At 70.1% G+C, this 16,910-nt stretch carries 16 protein-coding genes and 1 riboswitch; of the genes, 8 read left to right on the top strand and 8 right to left on the bottom strand.

Going from position 1 to position 16,910, the window contains the following annotated elements:
• Nucleotides 1-77 precede the first annotated feature (77 nt).
• The 3 genes from otsB to G3I77_RS35070 all read right to left on the bottom strand — a co-directional run bounded on the left by otsB (nt 78) and on the right by G3I77_RS35070 (nt 3,335).
• A complete protein-coding gene (otsB, locus tag G3I77_RS35080; protein WP_248510387.1) occupies nt 78-905 on the bottom strand; it encodes a trehalose-phosphatase in 828 nt (275 codons plus the stop codon).
• Nucleotides 902-2,290 carry a trehalose-6-phosphate synthase gene (locus tag G3I77_RS35075; RefSeq protein ID WP_248510385.1) on the bottom strand — a complete coding sequence of 463 codons (1,389 nt, stop codon included), beginning with the start codon at nt 2,288-2,290 and terminating at the stop codon, nt 902-904. Before G3I77_RS35075 ends, otsB begins: the two co-directional genes overlap by 4 nt.
• Nucleotides 2,291-2,363: 73 nt before the next feature.
• Nucleotides 2,364-3,335, bottom strand: a complete 972-nt coding sequence (locus G3I77_RS35070) for a glucosyl-3-phosphoglycerate synthase (protein WP_248510383.1) — start codon at nt 3,333-3,335, stop codon at nt 2,364-2,366.
• A 155-nt stretch (nt 3,336-3,490) separates the two neighbouring features.
• Nucleotides 3,491-3,647, top strand: a riboswitch (SAM riboswitch).
• Nucleotides 3,648-3,665: 18 nt separating this feature from the next.
• On the opposite strand from G3I77_RS35070, the gene thrC reads away from it, so the two are divergent.
• From thrC to G3I77_RS35040, 6 genes are all read left to right on the top strand, one after another.
• On the top strand, nt 3,666-4,952 hold the full coding sequence (thrC, locus tag G3I77_RS35065; RefSeq protein ID WP_248510381.1) for a threonine synthase: 1,287 nt from the start codon (nt 3,666-3,668) through the stop codon (nt 4,950-4,952).
• A gap of 86 nt (nt 4,953-5,038) precedes the next feature.
• A complete protein-coding gene (locus G3I77_RS35060) occupies nt 5,039-5,314 on the top strand; it encodes a MoaD/ThiS family protein (protein WP_062927577.1) in 276 nt (91 codons plus the stop codon).
• A 446-nt stretch (nt 5,315-5,760) separates the two neighbouring features.
• Nucleotides 5,761-5,964 carry a cold-shock protein gene (locus G3I77_RS35055; RefSeq protein ID WP_003949956.1) on the top strand — a complete coding sequence of 68 codons (204 nt, stop codon included), beginning with the start codon at nt 5,761-5,763 and terminating at the stop codon, nt 5,962-5,964.
• Between the two features lie 393 nt (nt 5,965-6,357).
• Nucleotides 6,358-7,983, top strand: a complete 1,626-nt coding sequence (gene groL / locus G3I77_RS35050; protein WP_248510379.1) for a chaperonin GroEL — start codon at nt 6,358-6,360, stop codon at nt 7,981-7,983.
• A gap of 201 nt (nt 7,984-8,184) precedes the next feature.
• The gene (locus G3I77_RS35045) at nt 8,185-9,309 is read left to right on the top strand and encodes an NADH:flavin oxidoreductase (protein ID WP_248510377.1); all 1,125 of its coding nucleotides are present in this window, start codon (nt 8,185-8,187) and stop codon (nt 9,307-9,309) included.
• A gap of 90 nt (nt 9,310-9,399) precedes the next feature.
• The gene (locus G3I77_RS35040; RefSeq protein ID WP_248510375.1) at nt 9,400-10,950 is read left to right on the top strand and encodes a carboxylesterase/lipase family protein; all 1,551 of its coding nucleotides are present in this window, start codon (nt 9,400-9,402) and stop codon (nt 10,948-10,950) included.
• A gap of 10 nt (nt 10,951-10,960) precedes the next feature.
• Here G3I77_RS35040 and G3I77_RS35035 read toward each other — a convergent pair whose 3' ends face one another.
• From G3I77_RS35035 to G3I77_RS35015, 5 genes are all read right to left on the bottom strand, one after another.
• The gene (locus G3I77_RS35035) at nt 10,961-11,530 is read right to left on the bottom strand and encodes a hypothetical protein (RefSeq protein ID WP_248510374.1); all 570 of its coding nucleotides are present in this window, start codon (nt 11,528-11,530) and stop codon (nt 10,961-10,963) included.
• Between the two features lie 13 nt (nt 11,531-11,543).
• Complete coding sequence (locus tag G3I77_RS35030) at nt 11,544-12,215, bottom strand: Uma2 family endonuclease (protein ID WP_248510365.1); 672 nt, start codon at nt 12,213-12,215, stop codon at nt 11,544-11,546.
• Between the two features lie 59 nt (nt 12,216-12,274).
• Nucleotides 12,275-13,081, bottom strand: a complete 807-nt coding sequence (locus G3I77_RS35025) for a hypothetical protein (protein WP_248510363.1) — start codon at nt 13,079-13,081, stop codon at nt 12,275-12,277.
• A gap of 249 nt (nt 13,082-13,330) precedes the next feature.
• The gene (locus G3I77_RS35020; RefSeq protein ID WP_248510362.1) at nt 13,331-13,522 is read right to left on the bottom strand and encodes a DUF397 domain-containing protein; all 192 of its coding nucleotides are present in this window, start codon (nt 13,520-13,522) and stop codon (nt 13,331-13,333) included.
• The gene (locus G3I77_RS35015) at nt 13,506-14,345 is read right to left on the bottom strand and encodes a helix-turn-helix transcriptional regulator (RefSeq protein ID WP_248510361.1); all 840 of its coding nucleotides are present in this window, start codon (nt 14,343-14,345) and stop codon (nt 13,506-13,508) included. Before G3I77_RS35015 ends, G3I77_RS35020 begins: the two co-directional genes overlap by 17 nt.
• Nucleotides 14,346-14,459: 114 nt before the next feature.
• Here G3I77_RS35015 and G3I77_RS35010 point away from each other — a divergent pair, with 114 nt between their 5' ends.
• Both G3I77_RS35010 and G3I77_RS35005 read left to right on the top strand, forming a co-directional pair.
• Nucleotides 14,460-14,705 carry a hypothetical protein gene (locus tag G3I77_RS35010; protein ID WP_248510359.1) on the top strand — a complete coding sequence of 82 codons (246 nt, stop codon included), beginning with the start codon at nt 14,460-14,462 and terminating at the stop codon, nt 14,703-14,705.
• A gap of 135 nt (nt 14,706-14,840) precedes the next feature.
• Nucleotides 14,841-16,880 carry a hypothetical protein gene (locus tag G3I77_RS35005; protein ID WP_248510358.1) on the top strand — a complete coding sequence of 680 codons (2,040 nt, stop codon included), beginning with the start codon at nt 14,841-14,843 and terminating at the stop codon, nt 16,878-16,880.
• The last annotated feature ends 30 nt before the right edge of the window (nt 16,881-16,910 follow it).

Raw genomic sequence — 16,910 nt, 5'->3', positions numbered from 1 at the left:
GGCTTCCGGCCGTCGCGGGGTGCGGGTGCGTCGTGGTTGTTCGCGCAGTTCCCCGCGCCCCTAGGGGACGTCGCCCTTCAGTCGATCCGGTTCGCCAGCGCGGCCAGTAGCCGTACGACTCCCTCCGGGCCGTCCACCACCAAGTCCGCCCGCTCCCTGAGCTCCGTCACCTCGTCGCTGCCGCTGCACACCAGCAGGCCCGGGGTGCCGGCCGCGCGGAGGGCGTCGACGGCGGAGTAGGCGGGCAGGTCGCCCAGGTCGTCACCGCCGTAGAGGACGGACTCGGCGCCGATCTCCCGGGCGAATTCGCTCAGGGCGACGCCCTTGTCCATGCCGGGCGGGCGCAGTTCGAGGACCATCCGGCCGGGCTCGACGATCAGGCCGTGCCGGGCCGCCAGGTCGGTGAGCGGCTCGCGCAGGGCCTCGAAGGCGGCCTGCGGGTCGGCGGCCCGGCGGGTGTGCACGGCCACGGCCCGGCCCTTGTCCTCGACCCAGGTCCCGCTCCCTTCGACGAGGCCGGGCAGTTCGGCGCGCACGGCCGCGACACCGGGGTGCGGCTCCGGGGCGCTGAGTTCACCGCTGCGGGCGTCCCACCGCTCGGCCCCGTAGTGCCCCAGAACGACGAGGTGCTCAAGGCCGGGAACGCCGGCGAAGCCGCCGTTGCGCACCGCGACCTCGGCGGGCCGGCCGGTGATCACCGCGACGGCGGCGACCTTCGGGGCGAGGGCGGCCAGCGCGGGCACCGCCCCGAGGTGGGCGCGGGCCTTCTCGGGATCGGCCACGATCGGCGCGAGCGTCCCGTCGAAGTCGAGCCCGATCAGGGCCTTGCCGGGGCGCGCGAGGAGGGCGTCCAGGCCCTCCCGGCCCGCTTTCGTGGCCGGCGTGGGCAGGATCGTGCCGCTCATCCCCGCAACGCCTCGAGCTGGTCCACGAACCACTGCGCCGGCGGCAGCGCCGTCGCCGCCGCTGCCAGCCGCTTGCTGCGCTCGGCGCGTTCCTCCGGGCGCATCGACAGCGCCTCGTGCAGGGCCGCCGCCGTGCCGGTCACGTCGTACGGGTTCACCGTGATCGCGTCCTCGCCCAGCTCCTCGTACGCCCCGGCCTCCCGCGACAGCACCAGCGCGCAGCCCGCGTCGGAGACGACCGGGACCTCCTTGGCGACGAGGTTCATGCCGTCGCGGATGGGGTTGACGAGTGCCACGTCGGCCAGCCGGTACGCGGCCAGGGAGCGGGCGAAGTCGTCCTTGAGATTGAGTACGACCGGGGTCCACCCCGGCGTCCCGTACGCGGCGTTGATCTCGTCCGAGACCCGCTGCACCTCGGCCGTGTAGTCCCGGTACACCGCGAGGTCCTGCCGCGAGGGGTAGGCGAAGGCCACGTGCACCACGCGCTCGCGCCACTCGGGGTGGTCGTCGAGGAGCTGCCGGTAGGCCAGCAGACCGCGCACGATGTTCTTGGACAGCTCCGTGCGGTCGACCCGGACGATGCTGCGGCGGCCCTCACCGATCTCCTCCCGCAGCGCGGCCATCCGCTCCTCGACGTCCGGCTCGTGCGCCCGCTCGCGCAGGAAGTCCGCGTCGGCCCCCAGCCCGTGCACCCCGACCCGCGTGCCGCCGAGCCCGCCGGCGAACTGCTCGGCGCACGCGGTGAACGCCTCCGCCCAGCGCTCGGTGAGGAAGCCCAGCCGGTCCGCGCCGAGCATGCCGCGCAGCACCTGCCCGGCCACGTCGTCCGGCAGCATCCGGAAGTACTCGGGCGGCGCCCAGGGCGTGTGCGAGAAGTGGCCGATCCGCAGGTCGGGCCGCAGCTCGCGGAGCATGCCCGGGACCAGCGTCAGGTGGTAGTCCTGCACCACGACCGCCGCGCCCCGCGCCGCCTCCTCGGCCAGCGCCTCGGCGAACGCCCGGTTGTACGTCTCGTAGGACGCCCACTGCCGCCGGAACTCCGCGTCGAAGACCGGCTCCAGGGGCGTCTGGTAGAGCATGTGGTGCACGAACCACAGGACCGAGTTGGCGATGCCGTTGTACGCGTCGGCATGGACGTCGGCCGGGATGTCCAGCATCCGCACGCCGTCCTCGCCGACCCCGCGCCTCACCGCCTCCCGGTCGCCGTCGGACAGCGCCGAGCACACCCACAGCGCGTCGGCGTCCGAGCCGATCGCGGAGAGCCCGGAGACCAGCCCGCCGCCGCCCCGCCTGGCGTCCAGCGAACCGTCCTCGCGCACCGCGTACGAGACCGGCCCGCGGTTGGAGGCCACCAGCACCTGTGCAGCACCGTACGTAGAAGCCATAAGCCTCAACCTAGCCCGGCCCGGAAACGCTCAAACGTACGGATCTTCCGTACCCGGCCGAAAACGGCCCCGGTCAGGCCGCCTTCCGCGCCTGGTACTCGGCGATCTCCACCATCGGCGGACGCTCCTCGGTGTCCACGGAGTACGTCCGCGGCTCGAAGCCGTCCTCGGCCCGCTCGAACTGGGTCAGGGACGGCCGGATCAGATGCCCGCGGGCCAGCCGCAGCTGGGCCGTGCGGTAGATCGCGGCGGCCATCCGGCCCAGTGCCTGCCCGTCCTGGTGCCGGTGCTTGCGCACCCCGACGTCCACCTGGGCGAGGGCGTCCAGGCCCACCAGGTGCAGGGCGTCGACCAGCATGCCCAGCTCCACGCCGTACCCGACGGGGAACGGCAGCTGCTCCAGTAGCGAGCGGCGGGCCGCGTACTCGCCGCCGAGCGGCTGCACGAAGCCGGCCAGCTGCGGCCAGTGCATGTTGAGCAGCGGGCGCGCCATCAGCTCGGTGACCCGGCCGCCCTGCCCGGCGGTCTTGCCGGAGGCGAGCGAATCGAAATCGGTGCCGAGCGGACGGTCGTACATGGCCTTCACCAGGTCCACGTCCGGATCGGTGAGCAGCGGGCCCACGATCCCCGAGACGAAGTCGGACGAGAAGTCCCTGAGGTCCGCGTCGACGAAGCAGACGATGTCCCCGCGGGTGACGAGCAGCGAGCGCCACAGCACCTCGCCCTTGCCGGGCACGACGGGCAGGCGCGGGAGTATCTCGTCCCGGTGCACCACCCGCGCGCCCGCGGCGGCGGCGACCTCGGACGTGCGGTCGGTCGACCCGGAGTCGACGACGACCAGTTCGTCGACGAGCGGGACCTGCCGCATCAGGTCGTGGCGGATGACGGCGACGATGTCGCCGACCGTCGCCTCCTCGTTGAGCGCGGGCAGCACGACGCTGACCGTCTGGCCCGTGCGCTGTTTGGCGGCCAGGATTCTATGGAGCGGGCGATCGTTCGCGGACCAGGAACGGGTGCTCAGCCAGCGCTCGACTTCTTCCAGCACCGTGGCGGCTCCTCTGCGTACTCCAGGCGGGACGGACTGTGATCCATCTCGCGGTTCGGACGACTATCTCAACTGTCCTGGTCGTCGGTTACAGTCTTGAACAAGGCGGATGACCATCGCATGTCCGGGGTCACCCGCCGCCTACAACCACATACAGCTCATCCAGAGGGGCAGAGGGAAACGGCCCGTTGAAGCCCCGGCAACCCTCCAGTCGGTACTCGTAGGTCACTGTCGACCACATGCGCGAGGCTCCCGGCTAGGGAAGGTGCCAAATCCGTCTCACGGCGAGATGCGTCGTGAGGAAGATGAGGAGAAAGGGCCTCGCCTCACATGGCTGTGCAGACTGTTGCAAGCACCACTGACTCCACCGTAGACCTGGGTCCCGCGGCTGCCCTGAGCTGCCGCGAGTGCGGTCACCGCGTACCCCTCGGCCCGGTCTTCGCGTGCGAGGAGTGTTTCGGCCCGCTGGAGATCGCCTACGACTTCTCGGCCTACGACACCGAGGAACTCCGCAAGCAGATCGAAGCGGGACCCGCGAACATCTGGCGTTACGCCCCGCTGCTGCCCGTCCCGGCCGACGTGGCCGACAAGCCGAACATCAACCCCGGCTGGACCAAGCTCGTCAAGGCCGACAACCTGGCGCGCGAGCTGGGTGTCGAGGCCGGCAAGCTCTTCGTCAAGGACGACTCCGGCAACCCGACGCACTCCTTCAAGGACCGCGTCGTCGCCCAGGCCCTGGAGGCCGCCCGCGCCTTCGGCTTCACCACCCTCTCCTGCTCCTCCACCGGCAACCTCGCCGGTGCGGTGGGTGCCGCCGCGGCCCGCGCCGGCTTCCGCTCCTGCGTGTTCATCCCGCACGACCTGGAGCAGGGCAAGGTCGTCATGGCCGCGGTCTACGGCGGTGAGCTCGTCGGCATCCAGGGCAACTACGACGACGTGAACCGCTTCTGCTCCGAGCTGATCGGCGACCCGGCCGGCGAGGGCTGGGGCTTCGTCAACGTCAACCTCCGGCCGTACTACGCGGAGGGCTCCAAGACCCTCGCGTACGAGATCTGCGAGCAGCTCGGCTGGCGGCTGCCGGACCAGATCGTGGTGCCGATCGCCTCCGGCTCGCAGCTCACGAAGATCGACAAGGGTCTCCAGGAGCTGATCAAGCTCGGTCTGGTCGAGGACAAGCCGTACAAGATCTTCGGCGCGCAGGCCGAGGGCTGCTCGCCGGTGTCGACCGCCTTCAAGGCCGGCCACGACGTCGTACGCCCCCAGAAGCCCGACACCATCGCCAAGTCGCTCGCCATCGGCAACCCGGCGGACGGGCCCTACGTCCTGGACATCGCGCGCCGCACGGGCGGTGTCGTGGAGGACGTGACCGACGAGCAGGTCGTCGAGGCGATCAAGCTGCTCGCGAGGACCGAGGGCGTCTTCGCGGAGACCGCCGGCGGTGTGACGGTGGGCGTGACGAAGAAGCTGATCGAGAGCGGCGCGCTGGACCCGTCGCTGACGACCGTGGTGCTGAACACGGGCGACGGTCTCAAGACACTGGACGCGGTCGCGGGTACCGGACTGACCGCGACCATCCGTCCCAGCCTGGAGTCGTTCCGGGAAGCCGGTCTCGTCTGACCGTCGTTCGCTGCGGGCCTGCGGGGGCTGGTCGCGCAGTTCCCCGCGCCCCTAGGTTCCGACACCCAACCGGAGGATTTGAAGTCATGAGCGTGACCGTCCGCATCCCCACCATCCTGCGTACCTACACCGGCGGGCAGGCCGAGGTCGCCGCCGACGGGGCGAATCTCGGCGAGGTCATCGCCGATCTGGAGAAGAACCACACCGGGATCGCCGCCCGGGTGCTCGACGACCAGGGCAAGCTGCGCCGGTTCGTCAACGTGTACGTCAACGACGACGACGTGCGTTTTGAACAGGGGCTGGAGACGGCCACGCCGGACGGTGCCGGTGTGTCGATCATTCCCGCCGTCGCCGGTGGCTGAACCGGTCGACCGACTGGTTTGTTACCTTCGGTAACGACGGTTACTGAGAGTTCATCGAATTGCCCCCTCCGTGAGAGAAGCGGAGGGGGCAATTCTGTGTGATTGAGCGCGGTACAGTTGGGGAACGCGATCCCGATCCCCTGATCGGAACCCTGAATTCCCGCCGCGAGCCCGACAGGATGTAGCCAAAGTGTGCGCATCTTTTGTGGCTTTTGTTCCTTTTGTGTGGCCCGACTTGCCCTGAATTCAGGCGAATTCTCCCTACATTCCGGACCTTGTGCGTCCAGAATTCTCGTCCGATTGACCTGTTGCAGACGGCAGTTGGACAGATACATTCAGCCGCGGTCGACGCGTTCCGGCGCACGCCCCCAACCGTGGGGGGTGAGGTCTGACCCGGGTCCGCGAAGTGTGGATCTGTGCAAGGGCCAGTAATAGGGGAGTTAGGCATGGCTCAGGGCACCGTCAAGTGGTTCAACGCGGAGAAGGGGTACGGCTTCATCGCGGTCGACGGTGGTGCGGATGTTTTCGTCCACTACAGCGCGATTCAGATGGACGGCTACCGCACCCTTGAAGAGGGCCAGCGGGTCGAGTTCGAGATCTCGCAGGGTCAGAAGGGGCCGCAGGCCGACATGGTTCGCGTCGCTGCCTGAACGCGCACCACGACCAACGCTCAAGCGACCGGTCTTCTCAGAAGGGCCCGTACCCCCCGGGGTGCGGGCCCTTCGGCCTGTTCGAAGGGCCCGCCGGGCGGTGTTCGCGGGCGGCTGACGACCCCGCCCGATCCCATGGAGGCGCTTGCGCCCGCCCGTCACCCGACCACCACCCCTCAACGAGCACTCGCTACGCGAGCGCGCCTTGCACTCTCGGGGGTCGAGTGCTAATCATTGCGTTAGCACTCTGAAGGTGAGAGTGACAACGTAAGGACCGGGTCGGTGAGGCCCGCAGGCCGGGTGGGGAAGGAACCACAAGGCAAGCGAGCCGTCCGTCGCGGGCGCGGGCGCGGTCCGAAGTAATCACCCCCAGTCCTGGAGGGACCACTTCACATGGCCAAGATCATCGCGTTCGACGAGGAGGCGCGGCGCGGCCTCGAGCGCGGCATGAACCAGCTCGCGGACGCCGTCAAGGTGACGCTCGGCCCCAAGGGCCGCAACGTCGTCCTCGAGAAGAAGTGGGGCGCGCCCACGATCACCAACGATGGTGTCTCCATCGCCAAGGAGATCGAGCTCGAGGACCCGTACGAGAAGATCGGCGCCGAGCTGGTCAAGGAAGTCGCCAAGAAGACGGACGACGTCGCCGGTGACGGTACGACCACCGCGACCGTTCTCGCCCAGGCCCTGGTCAAGGAGGGTCTGCGCAACGTAGCCGCCGGCGCCAACCCGATGGCCCTCAAGCGCGGCATCGAGCGCGCCGTCGAGGCCGTCTCCGCCGCCCTGCTGGAGCAGGCGAAGGACGTCGAGACCAAGGAGCAGATCGCCTCCACGGCCTCCATCTCCGCCGCCGACACCCAGATCGGCGAGCTCATCGCCGAGGCCATGGACAAGGTCGGCAAGGAAGGCGTCATCACCGTCGAGGAGTCCCAGACCTTCGGTCTGGAGCTGGAGCTCACCGAGGGTATGCGCTTCGACAAGGGCTACATCTCGGCGTACTTCGCCACCGACATGGAGCGTATGGAGGCCGTCCTCGACGACCCGTACATCCTGATCGCGAACTCCAAGATCTCCAACGTCAAGGACCTGCTCCCGCTCCTGGAGAAGGTCATGCAGTCGGGCAAGCCGCTGCTGATCATCGCCGAGGACGTCGAGGGCGAGGCCCTGTCGACCCTGGTCGTCAACAAGATCCGCGGCACCTTCAAGTCCGTCGCCGTCAAGGCCCCGGGCTTCGGCGACCGCCGCAAGGCGATGCTGCAGGACATCGGCATCCTCACCGGCGGCGAGGTGATCTCCGAGGAGGTCGGCCTCAAGCTGGAGAACGCCACGGTCGACCTGCTGGGCAAGGCCCGCAAGGTCGTCATCACCAAGGACGAGACCACCATCGTCGACGGTGCCGGCTCCGCCGACCAGGTCCAGGGCCGGGTCAACCAGATCCGCGCCGAGATCGAGAACAGCGACTCGGACTACGACCGCGAGAAGCTCCAGGAGCGCCTGGCGAAGCTCGCCGGCGGCGTGGCCGTCATCAAGGCCGGTGCCGCCACCGAGGTGGAGCTCAAGGAGCGCAAGCACCGCATCGAGGACGCCGTGCGCAACGCCAAGGCGGCCGTCGAGGAGGGCATCGTCGCCGGTGGTGGCGTGGCCCTGCTGCAGGCCTCCCAGGTCTTCGAGAAGCTGGAGCTCGAGGGTGACGAGGCGACCGGTGCCAACGCCGTGAAGCTCGCGCTGGAGGCCCCGCTGAAGCAGATCGCCGTCAACGGTGGTCTCGAGGGCGGCGTCGTCGTGGAGAAGGTCCGCAACCTCACCGTCGGCCACGGCCTGAACGCCGCGACCGGTGAGTACGTCGACATGATCGCCGAGGGCATCATCGACCCGGCGAAGGTGACCCGTTCCGCGCTGCAGAACGCCGCCTCCATCGCCGCGCTGTTCCTCACCACCGAGGCCGTCATCGCCGACAAGCCGGAGAAGGCGGGCGCTGCCCCGGCCGGCGGCGGCATGCCGGGCGGTGACATGGACTTCTGATCGACCTGGTCGATCAACGTCCTTACCGAGGGCGGTACTTCCTGTTCCGACAGGGGGTGCCGCCCTCGGGCGTGTCCGGGGCGTGTCCGGGGCGTGTCCGGGATCACAGCAAGGGCGGGATGCCCCGGGCGGGCCGGGTGGTTGAAACTTGCGTCCTATGCGTATGCACATACCTTCCGGTATCCGAAAGTGAGCCCCCACGTGACTGTCGCCGCCTCCGCTTCCCGCGCCGCCGAAATCCTGTCCCGGCCCGTATCGCTGGGCGGCCTGACCGTTCCGAACCGGATCGCGATGGCGCCGATGACCCGCATGTTCTCTCCGGGCGGTGTGCCCGGCGAGGACGTCGTCTCGTACTACGCGCGCCGCGCCGCCGCCGGAGTCGGCCTGATCGTCACCGAGGGCACCTACGTCGGCCACGACTCGGCCGGGCAGAGCGACCGCGTGCCGCGGTTCCACGGCGATGAGCAGCTCGCGGGCTGGGCGAAGGTCGCCGGCGCGGTGCACGCCGCGGGCGGCACGATCGTGCCGCAGCTGTGGCACATCGGCATGGTCCGCAACCAGGGCGAGCCGCCCGTCGCCGACGCCCCGGCCGTCGGCCCCTCCGGCCTGCGCATCGGCGCGACGGAGCCCACCGGCAAGGCCATGACGCAGGCCGACATCGACGCCGTCATCGGTGCCTTCGCCGAGGCCGCGGCCGCCGCCGAGCGCGTCGGCTTCGACGGCGTGGAACTCCACGGCGCCCACGGCTACCTGCTGGACCAGTTCCTCTGGGAGGGCACGAACCGCCGCACCGACGCCTACGGCGGCGACCGCGTCGCCCGCGCCAAGCTCTCGGAGGAGATCGTCGCGGCCGTCCGCGAGACCGTCTCCGCCGACTTCCCCATCATCTTCCGCTACTCCCAGTGGAAGCAGGAGGCCTACGACGCCCGCCTCGCCGAGACCCCCGAGGAGCTGGAGGCCATCCTGACGCCGCTGGCCGCCGCCGGCGTCGACGCCTTCCACGCCTCCACCCGCCGCTACTGGGTTCCCGAGTTCGACGACTCGGACCTCAACCTGGCCGGCTGGACCAAGAAGCTCACCGGCAAGCCCTCCATCACCGTCGGCTCGGTCGGCCTGAACGGCGACTTCATCAAGGCCTTCCAGGGCCAGGGCGCCGAACTGGGCGACCTCGACAACCTCCTGGACCGCTTCGAGCGCGACGAGTTCGACATGGTCGCCGTCGGCCGCGCCCTGCTCCAGGACCCCGAGTGGGCCCGCAAGGTGCTCGACGGCCGCCTCGAGGACCTGGCGCCGTACAACCCGGCGTCGCTGAAGACCCTCAGCTGAATCCCCCTCCCGGGGGGCTCTGGATCTGCTTCTGTCACTCAAGGACACTGGCCGAGCGCCTGTTCACCGGCATTCCGTGAGGAGATCCAGATGACGACGACCGAGTCCCGCCCGCCGCACGACGGCTCTGCCGGGCAGCCCGGACCGGTGGTGCGCACCACCGCCGGATCGGTCCGGGGCCGCAGGGAGGCGGGGCTCGCGGTCTTCCGCGGCATCCCGTTCGCCGCACCCCCGGTGGGCGAGGCCCGCTTCATGGCCCCGCGCCCCGCCCGCCCGTGGGACGGCATACGCGACGCGTACGCCTTCGGCCCGCCGCCCCCGCAGGACCTCGGCGGCCTGGGCGGCCCGGGCCTGCTCGACGTGCCCGAGGGCGACGAGTGGCTCACGGTCAACGTCTGGACGCCCGAACCCGACCCGGCCGCCCGTCGGCCGGTGATGGTGTGGATCTACGGCGGTGCCTACAAGCTCGGCCACTCCGGCAGCCCCGGCTACGACGCCCGGCACATCGCGGCCGACGGCGACGTGGTGGTCGTGTCCCTCAACTACCGCGTGGGCATGGAGGGTTTCACGTTCATCGAGGGCGCGCCCGCCAACCGCGGCCTGCTCGACCAGGTGGCCGCGCTGGAGTGGGTGCGGGACAACATCGAGTCCTTCGGCGGCGACCCCGGGCAGGTCGCGGTCTTCGGCGAATCGGCCGGCGCGGGATCGGTCGCCTCGCTGCTCACCATGGAGCGCGCGTCCGGGCTGTTCCGGCGGGCGATCGCGCAGAGCGTGCCCGGGACGTTCTTCTCCGACGCCCTGGCCCGTGACATCGGTACCGCCCTCGCCGCCGAGGTGGGCCTGCGCCCCACGGTCGCCGACCTGGCGACGGTCGATCCGCACCGGCTCACGTCGGCGGGGGAGACGCTGAGCGCCAAGATGCTCCAGTACGTCGACCGCTGGGGGCAGGCGGCGCCCACGGTCACGCCCTTCTCACCGGTGGTCGACGGCGAGGTGCTGCCGACGGGCCCGTGGCAGGCGCTGGCGGCCGGATCGGCGAAGGACATCGACCTGCTCGTCGGCCACAACCGCGACGAGTACCGCCTCTTCACCGCCATGGCGGGCCGACTCGGCCAGATCACGGAGGAGCAGGCGGCGTCGGCCCTGCGTCTGTTCGCCCCCGGTGGGGAACAGGCCTACCGCGCCGCGTTCCCCGACGCCTCCCCGGGCGAGCTCTACGAACGCGTCCAGACGGACTGGCTGTTCAACATGCCCTCGCTGCACCTGGCCGAGGCACAGCGCGCGGGCGGCGGACGCGCCCACGTCTACGAACTGACCTGGCCCGCCCCGGGCAACGGCGGCGCGCTCGGCGCCTGCCACGGCCTGGACATCCCGCTGCTGTTCGGCACGTACGGGGCGGACCTGGGGCTTCTGCTGTTCGCGGGCGTGGAGCCCTCCGCCGAGGCGCTGTCGCTGTCGTCCCGTTTCCGTGCGTCCTGGACCTCCTTCGCGCGGTCGGGAGACCCGGGCTGGCCGGCGTACGACGACGAGCGGCGGCTGGTGCAGGTGCTGGACGCGGAGCCGGTGGTCACGGCGTACCCGGAGGAGACGTCGCGGCGCCTGTGGGAGGGCTACGACTTCCCGCCCCTGCCGCTGCTGTGAGCGCGGGAGGTCAGAGGTTGCCCATGGGCTCGATGTCCACCTTCACCGGCGTCCCCCACACCCGCAGCACCTCGTAGTCCGTGAACTCGTGCACCAGCCGGTACGCCATGGCTGCCCGGGGAGCCTTGCGCTGGGCCGCGATGAACAACTCCGCCTCGCGTCGGTCCCGGCGCGGGGTGCCGCACAGCTGCCAGGTCTGGCCGTTCCACAGCTCCGCCAGCCAGCGCTGCTGGGGCTGGGGGCGGTCGCCGCGTGCGCCGTAACGGGACTGGACGGGTTCGGTCTGCGGCTGCTGGGGCGCGGGCCCGTTGAACTCGTTGCGGCGGGCGGCCCTGCGCCGGGTCTCGCACAGCAGGCACAGGTCGGGGGCGGCCTCGTCGACCGGGCCGTTGGGATGTTCGGGGCAGCGCGTACTGGGTGCCGCGGTCGTGACACTGTCCTCCAGCAGGTCCAGGGCGCGCTTCAGGTCGCCCTTGATCTCGTGCAGCTTGGCGTCGGGGGTGTCGGAGGTGAGGGCTTCCCCGTGCTCACCGAGCAGACGGAGAGCACGGCCTAGGGCGGTGAGCTGGGCGTGGTTCATGGGCCCATTGTCCTCAGTCGGCGTAGTCCTTGAGCTTCTCGGTTTCCAGGGTGATGTTCACGGGGGCGGGGAGCTGGACCGTGGCGCCCCAGGGGTGCGGGGAGATCTGCTGGTAGCCGCCGTCTTTGGGCTCGCTGAAGACCGTGAGGGTGTGGTTGTCGCGGTCGATCAGGAGGTAGACGGGGATCTCGGCTTCGGCGTACCCGATGGGCTTGTCGATGCGGTCGCGTTGGTCGGTGTCGCGGTCGTGGGAGGTGATCTCCACGGCCATGAGGGAACCGTCGGGGTCGGACCATTCGCCGTCTCCCCTGAAGCGACCCACGGCCGCGAGGGTGCCGTCCGTCCGTGCTCGGCCCTTGCGATAAGGCTCCGCCTTGACTCCGGATTCGGGGACGAGATTGAGGTCGGGGCGCTGCATCAGGCACTGACGTAGCAGCCACATGAAGATCTCGCGGTGGTTGCCGTCCGGCATGGCCTTGACCTCTAGTTTTCCGTTGATGTACTCAAGCCGCACGGTCTCCGGGGCGCGGCGTTCCAGTTCTTCGAAGTCCTCGACGGTGAGTGGGTCCTTCGTACGGACACGCCCGTCGACGTACTCGAGTCGCACGCCCTTCGGGGCCACCTCGGCCAGATCCTCGAAGTCCTCGATGGGCATCAGCGGGCGGTCAGCGGTACCAGGGGTCATGGTGGTGCCTCCTCCCTTCCATCGTGCCCTGCGGGAGTGACGTCGGACCGTAGGTGCCGTCATGTGCGTGCCTTCTCTCGGCGTCGTTGGGACATCTCGGCGCGGATCTGGGCCGCGCGGTCCTGAACCGTGGGGGCGGACAGGGGTGCAGGGGGTTGCGCGGGGGAGCGTTCGCCCCGGCAGGCGCTGCAACGGCCCCCTGGGAGGGACTCTGGACGCCCCGGGGCGCCGCAATTCGCGCACTCCAGGACCCGCAGGGGTGGGCGTGGAGCGGGTGATGGCGGGAGTTTGCTGGTCAGGCGGTTGCGGACGAGCGCGGCGGGGTGGTGGACGGGCGTCGGCAGGCCGGCGGTGAGCGCGCGCAGTACGTCGTCCTCCGAGGCGCCCCGCTCGAGCCACTCCGTCACCAGCGGGGCGAGTGCCGCGCAATCGGCCTGGGAGAGGGACAGGACGGGTGCCGTACGGCCGAGGGCGGCCAGGAGGATGTGGGCGCGGGAGCGGGTGGGGCGCGCTGCCTGCTTCGGTACGTCGCCGCGGGTGAAGGCGGCCCACCAGTCGTCATCCCGGGCGGTGCGGGTGAACCACGTTCGGGTGATCCAGCGGGAGCTGCCGTCGTCGGCCGTCACACACTCCCGGCCTCGCCGTAGGTGGCCCGCCTGCTGGATGCGGTTGAGGGCGGTGCCGAGGGCGCACTGCCCGTACGGGAGCTGTTTGGCCAGCGTCTTCACCGAGATGTCGGCGCCGTCGGGGAGGCGGTCGAGGTAGGCGGCGATGGCGGCTTCGCGGGGTGGGAGGTGGGCGAAGTCGTGGCTCGTGCCGGGGAGTTGGTCGGGGGCGGTGCGCTTGCCGTAGCCCGGACCCGCCATGGGGTGCGCGGACGGGGAGGCAGCACTAAAGTTGGCGTCAGCCATGGGATCGTTGCTTCCGATCTCGATGGTTAAGCCCCCGCAGGTGTTGGCGCACCGGGCGGGGGCTGTTGCGTATGCAGGCACGTTAGAGGCCTGTCACTGTCCGTGGCAAGCCGAACGCGTCAAGTCAACACGCGGGGTGGGAGGGCGGGTTGAGGCCCTCTTCCCGTTCCTTGAAAAGAGGGCTCGAAGCCCGGGTCCCGAAGCTCAGGCCGTCTCGTCCTTGAGGTTCTCGACGAACGCGGTCCAGGCAGTGGCCCGGAACACGAGCTTCGGGCCGTGGGGGGTCTTGGAGTCGCGGACGGGGATGACGTCAGGGAATGCCTGGGTGACTTCCAGGCAGTTGTCGCCGCTCCCGCCGCTGTAACTGGACTTGTACCACTCAGGCGTGTTCCTCATGGTCGTAATCCTGCGTCATTGCTTCGAGCAGAGCTAGAGACTTCTCAGGCGAGAGTGCGGAGGCCGCGAGGAACTCGTAGTAGAAGCGGTACTCCGCGACGGTGGCGGGATCGTCGTCCAGTCGCCCGGTGCCGACGCCTTCCAGGTACGCCAACGGAGGCGCGTCGGCGAAGTCCATCAGCTTGACGCACCCCTGCATGGCAGGGTGCGCCCCCGCGTCGAACGGCAGCACCTGCACGATGGACCGGCTGCGGCGGGCCAGGTCGGTGATGTGTCGCAGAGCTTCGGCCATGACATCCGGCCCACCTGTCACCCGGCGCAACGCCGACTCGTCAATCACGGCCCACAACAACGGCTTTGTTGGATCGTCGAGGATGCGGGTCCGCTCCATGCGAGCGGCCACCCTCTTCTCGATCTCCTCATCCGGTGCCGTCGGCTGGTAGGCGCGGCACACCGCCCGGGCGTAGGCGGGGGTCTGCAACAGGCCGGGAATCAGCATCGACGCGTACTCCCTGATGGCCGTAGCCCGGGCCTCCGCCTCCGCCGCCTCCGCAAAATGCTCCGGATACTTCGACTTCGCCGCCGCCGCACAGTTCCGCTGGAAGAAGTCCTCCGTCCCCAGCGCCTCGTCCAGCAGCCGCGCGTACTCCCGCTGCAACCTCCGCGTCCCCGCCTCCAGCTGCCCGATGAACGACCCGCTCACGAACAGCCGCTGCCCCAGTTCCTCCTGGCTCAGGCCGGCCTTCTCGCGGGCGTGGCGGAGTTCGGCGCCCAGGAGGGCCCGAGGTGAGGAGGACGGGTCGAGGTCCCTGGATCCCGGCATGGGCGACTCCCTGTCGTACAGATCGGGTTGTTGGACCGCCGTCTCTGGCCAGGTTAGGGACGCGTCGGCCACGCTGTGTGGTGAATCGCCAACTCAGCGTGGAGGTAGCAGAAGGTGCGCTCGACCGAAGAGATCGTGAAGTCGCTGCGGGACGCACTCGCGGGAGTCGGCGTTGTGCTGCCGTCCCTGCGCGTCGATCCGGTCACGGCCGCGAGCAACGAGCCGTTCGCCCTGGTCGATCTGGGGCGGTGCAACGTACGGACGGCCGAGCAACTCACCGACGTCCTGCGGTCGTTGCCCGCGCGGGACACGTTGCGGGCGCGCGTGCGGCAGGTCAACCGGGAGCCGAAGTCACGGTGAAGTAATAGCCAACGATGGATGTACAACCATTCGCCCTCCACCGCCGTCGAACAGGCGTATCGCGCATACGCCGGCGTTCGCCCCACAGCACGCCACTCCGGAAATCACATCCTTTCCCCAGAGGAATCCTGCCTTATGACGTTCCGTTGGCTGTGCGGTGTCCTGCGCGTGCGCGGGAAGACCGACCTTTTGCTTGTGTTCCTGTTCGCTGCCGGTTTCGCCGCCCTGCCCGTCTTCGCGTTGCTCCCGTCCCTGTGGGGTTTCGCCGCGGCCTCGGCCGTGACGTACGCCGTGGACGAGGTGCTGCACACGCGCTCTCCCGCCTTCGTGCGGCGGCTGGCCGCGCTACAGCTGGACCGCACCATGCGGTTCGCCGTGCGGACGGTGATGCTGCTCGCCCTCGCCGACCGGATGAACGCGCCGGGTGCGGTGCTGGTGGCCGCGCTGGCGGTGTTCAGCGCTCACTTCGCGCTGGTGATGATGTACACGGCGGTGCACCACGCGATTCGCCGGCGCCGCACGCTGCCGGTCGTGGTGCGCAACCTGGACATGAGCGGGGCGGGGATCCCGGCGGCGCCGCCCGGCTTCCTCTACCGGCGTTTTCTGCGCAAGCTGTTGCATCTCGACGTGCCCGCGCACGCGGGGCTGGTCGTCGCGCTGGCGGTCGGGGAATGGACCTCGGCGGGCATCGGCTTCGTGGTGACGGCCGGGCTCGGGGTCGCGGCCGTCGTGGCGCTGCTCGGGCAGCTGCGCCGGGCCCGCCGGATGCCCTCGGGGGACGAGGTGATCGCCGAGGTCAACCGGCAACTCGCCGTGTACCGGCCGGAGGTGGCGCTGTACTTCAGTTTCGCGGCCGTGTCCCGGGACTTCATGTACCAGGTCAACATGTGGATCGAGACGCTGGAGCAGCTCGACCGGCGGCCGTTGATCATCCTGCGGGAGCGGGCCTCGTTCCGCTATCTCAGCCGTACGTCGATCCCGGTCGTGTGCGTGCCGAAGGCCGATGACGTGGCGCAGCTGGAGATGCCCGAGCTGCGGGTCGTCCTCTACCCGGGCAACGCGGGCAAGAACGTGCACATGCTGCGCGTCGCCGAGGCCAAGCACGTCTTCATCGGGCACGGCGACAGCGACAAGCTCGCCAGCAGCAACCGGGTGAGCAAGGTGTATGACGAGATCTGGGTGGCCGGGCGGGCCGGGCGCGACCGCTACCAGCGGGTGCGGCACGCCATCAGTGACAACGCGATCGTCGAGGTGGGCCGCCCGCAGCTGTCGTCGATCCGGCTGCACACCGACCACGTGCCGGGGCTGCTGCCGACCGTGCTGTACGCGCCGACCTGGGAGGGCTGGAGCGACGACGACTGCCATACGTCCCTGATCCCGATGGGCGTGCCGCTGATCGAGAAGCTGCTCGCCGAGAACGTACGGGTCCTCTACAAGCCGCATCCCCTCACCGGCAAGCGCTCCCGCGCGGCGGCCGAGGCGGACCGGGCGATCCGGGAGCTGCTGTGCGCCGACAACGAACGGCGTGACGCCGAGTGGGCGGAGGCCGCGGCCGCCGCCGCGCGGCCCCGGCTCGCGGAGATCCAGGCCCGGCTCGGCGAACTGTCCGGGCGGCTCGGCGGCGACGACGCCCAGCAGACCCGCGAAGCGCGTCTCCCCGACCTGGACGGGGAGACCGAGTGGCAGGAGCTGCGCGCCGAGTGGCACCGGATCTTCTGGGAGAGCCGGGGCCCCGCCCGGCACCACGTCATCACCGGGCAACTGCCCACGCTCTACGCGTGCTTCGACCAGGCCGACATCCTCATCAGCGATGTGTCGTCCGTGGTCGCGGACTTCGTGGCGAGCCTCAAGCCGTACGTCCTGACCAACGCGAACGACCTGCCCGACGAGGACTTCCGGGCGGCCTACACCACGGCCGGCGGCGCGTACCTGCTCGACCGGGCCTGCACCCGGCTCCCGGAGATCCTCGACTCGGTCCGCGAGCCCAGGCGTGACCCGATGGCACCCGCGCGCCGGGTCCTCAAGGAGTACGTCCTGGGCCAGGACCGCCCCACCTCGATGGAACGGTTCAGCGCGGCGGTCAACGCCCTGGCCGAGAAGGCGACGGCGGAACAGGCCGAGCGGCTGGGGGAGGGGCTGCGGGTGGCTGTGGGGGTGTCCGACCGGGTGGGGTAGATCCAGTATCCCAGCACCCGGGGGGCCGTG

Source organism: Streptomyces sp. D2-8, from assembly GCF_023184515.1.
In the GTDB taxonomy this organism is placed as follows: domain Bacteria; phylum Actinomycetota; class Actinomycetes; order Streptomycetales; family Streptomycetaceae; genus Streptomyces.
The sequence above is the reverse complement of the archived record's forward strand: the minus strand, read 5'-3'. Positions and strand labels throughout refer to the sequence as shown.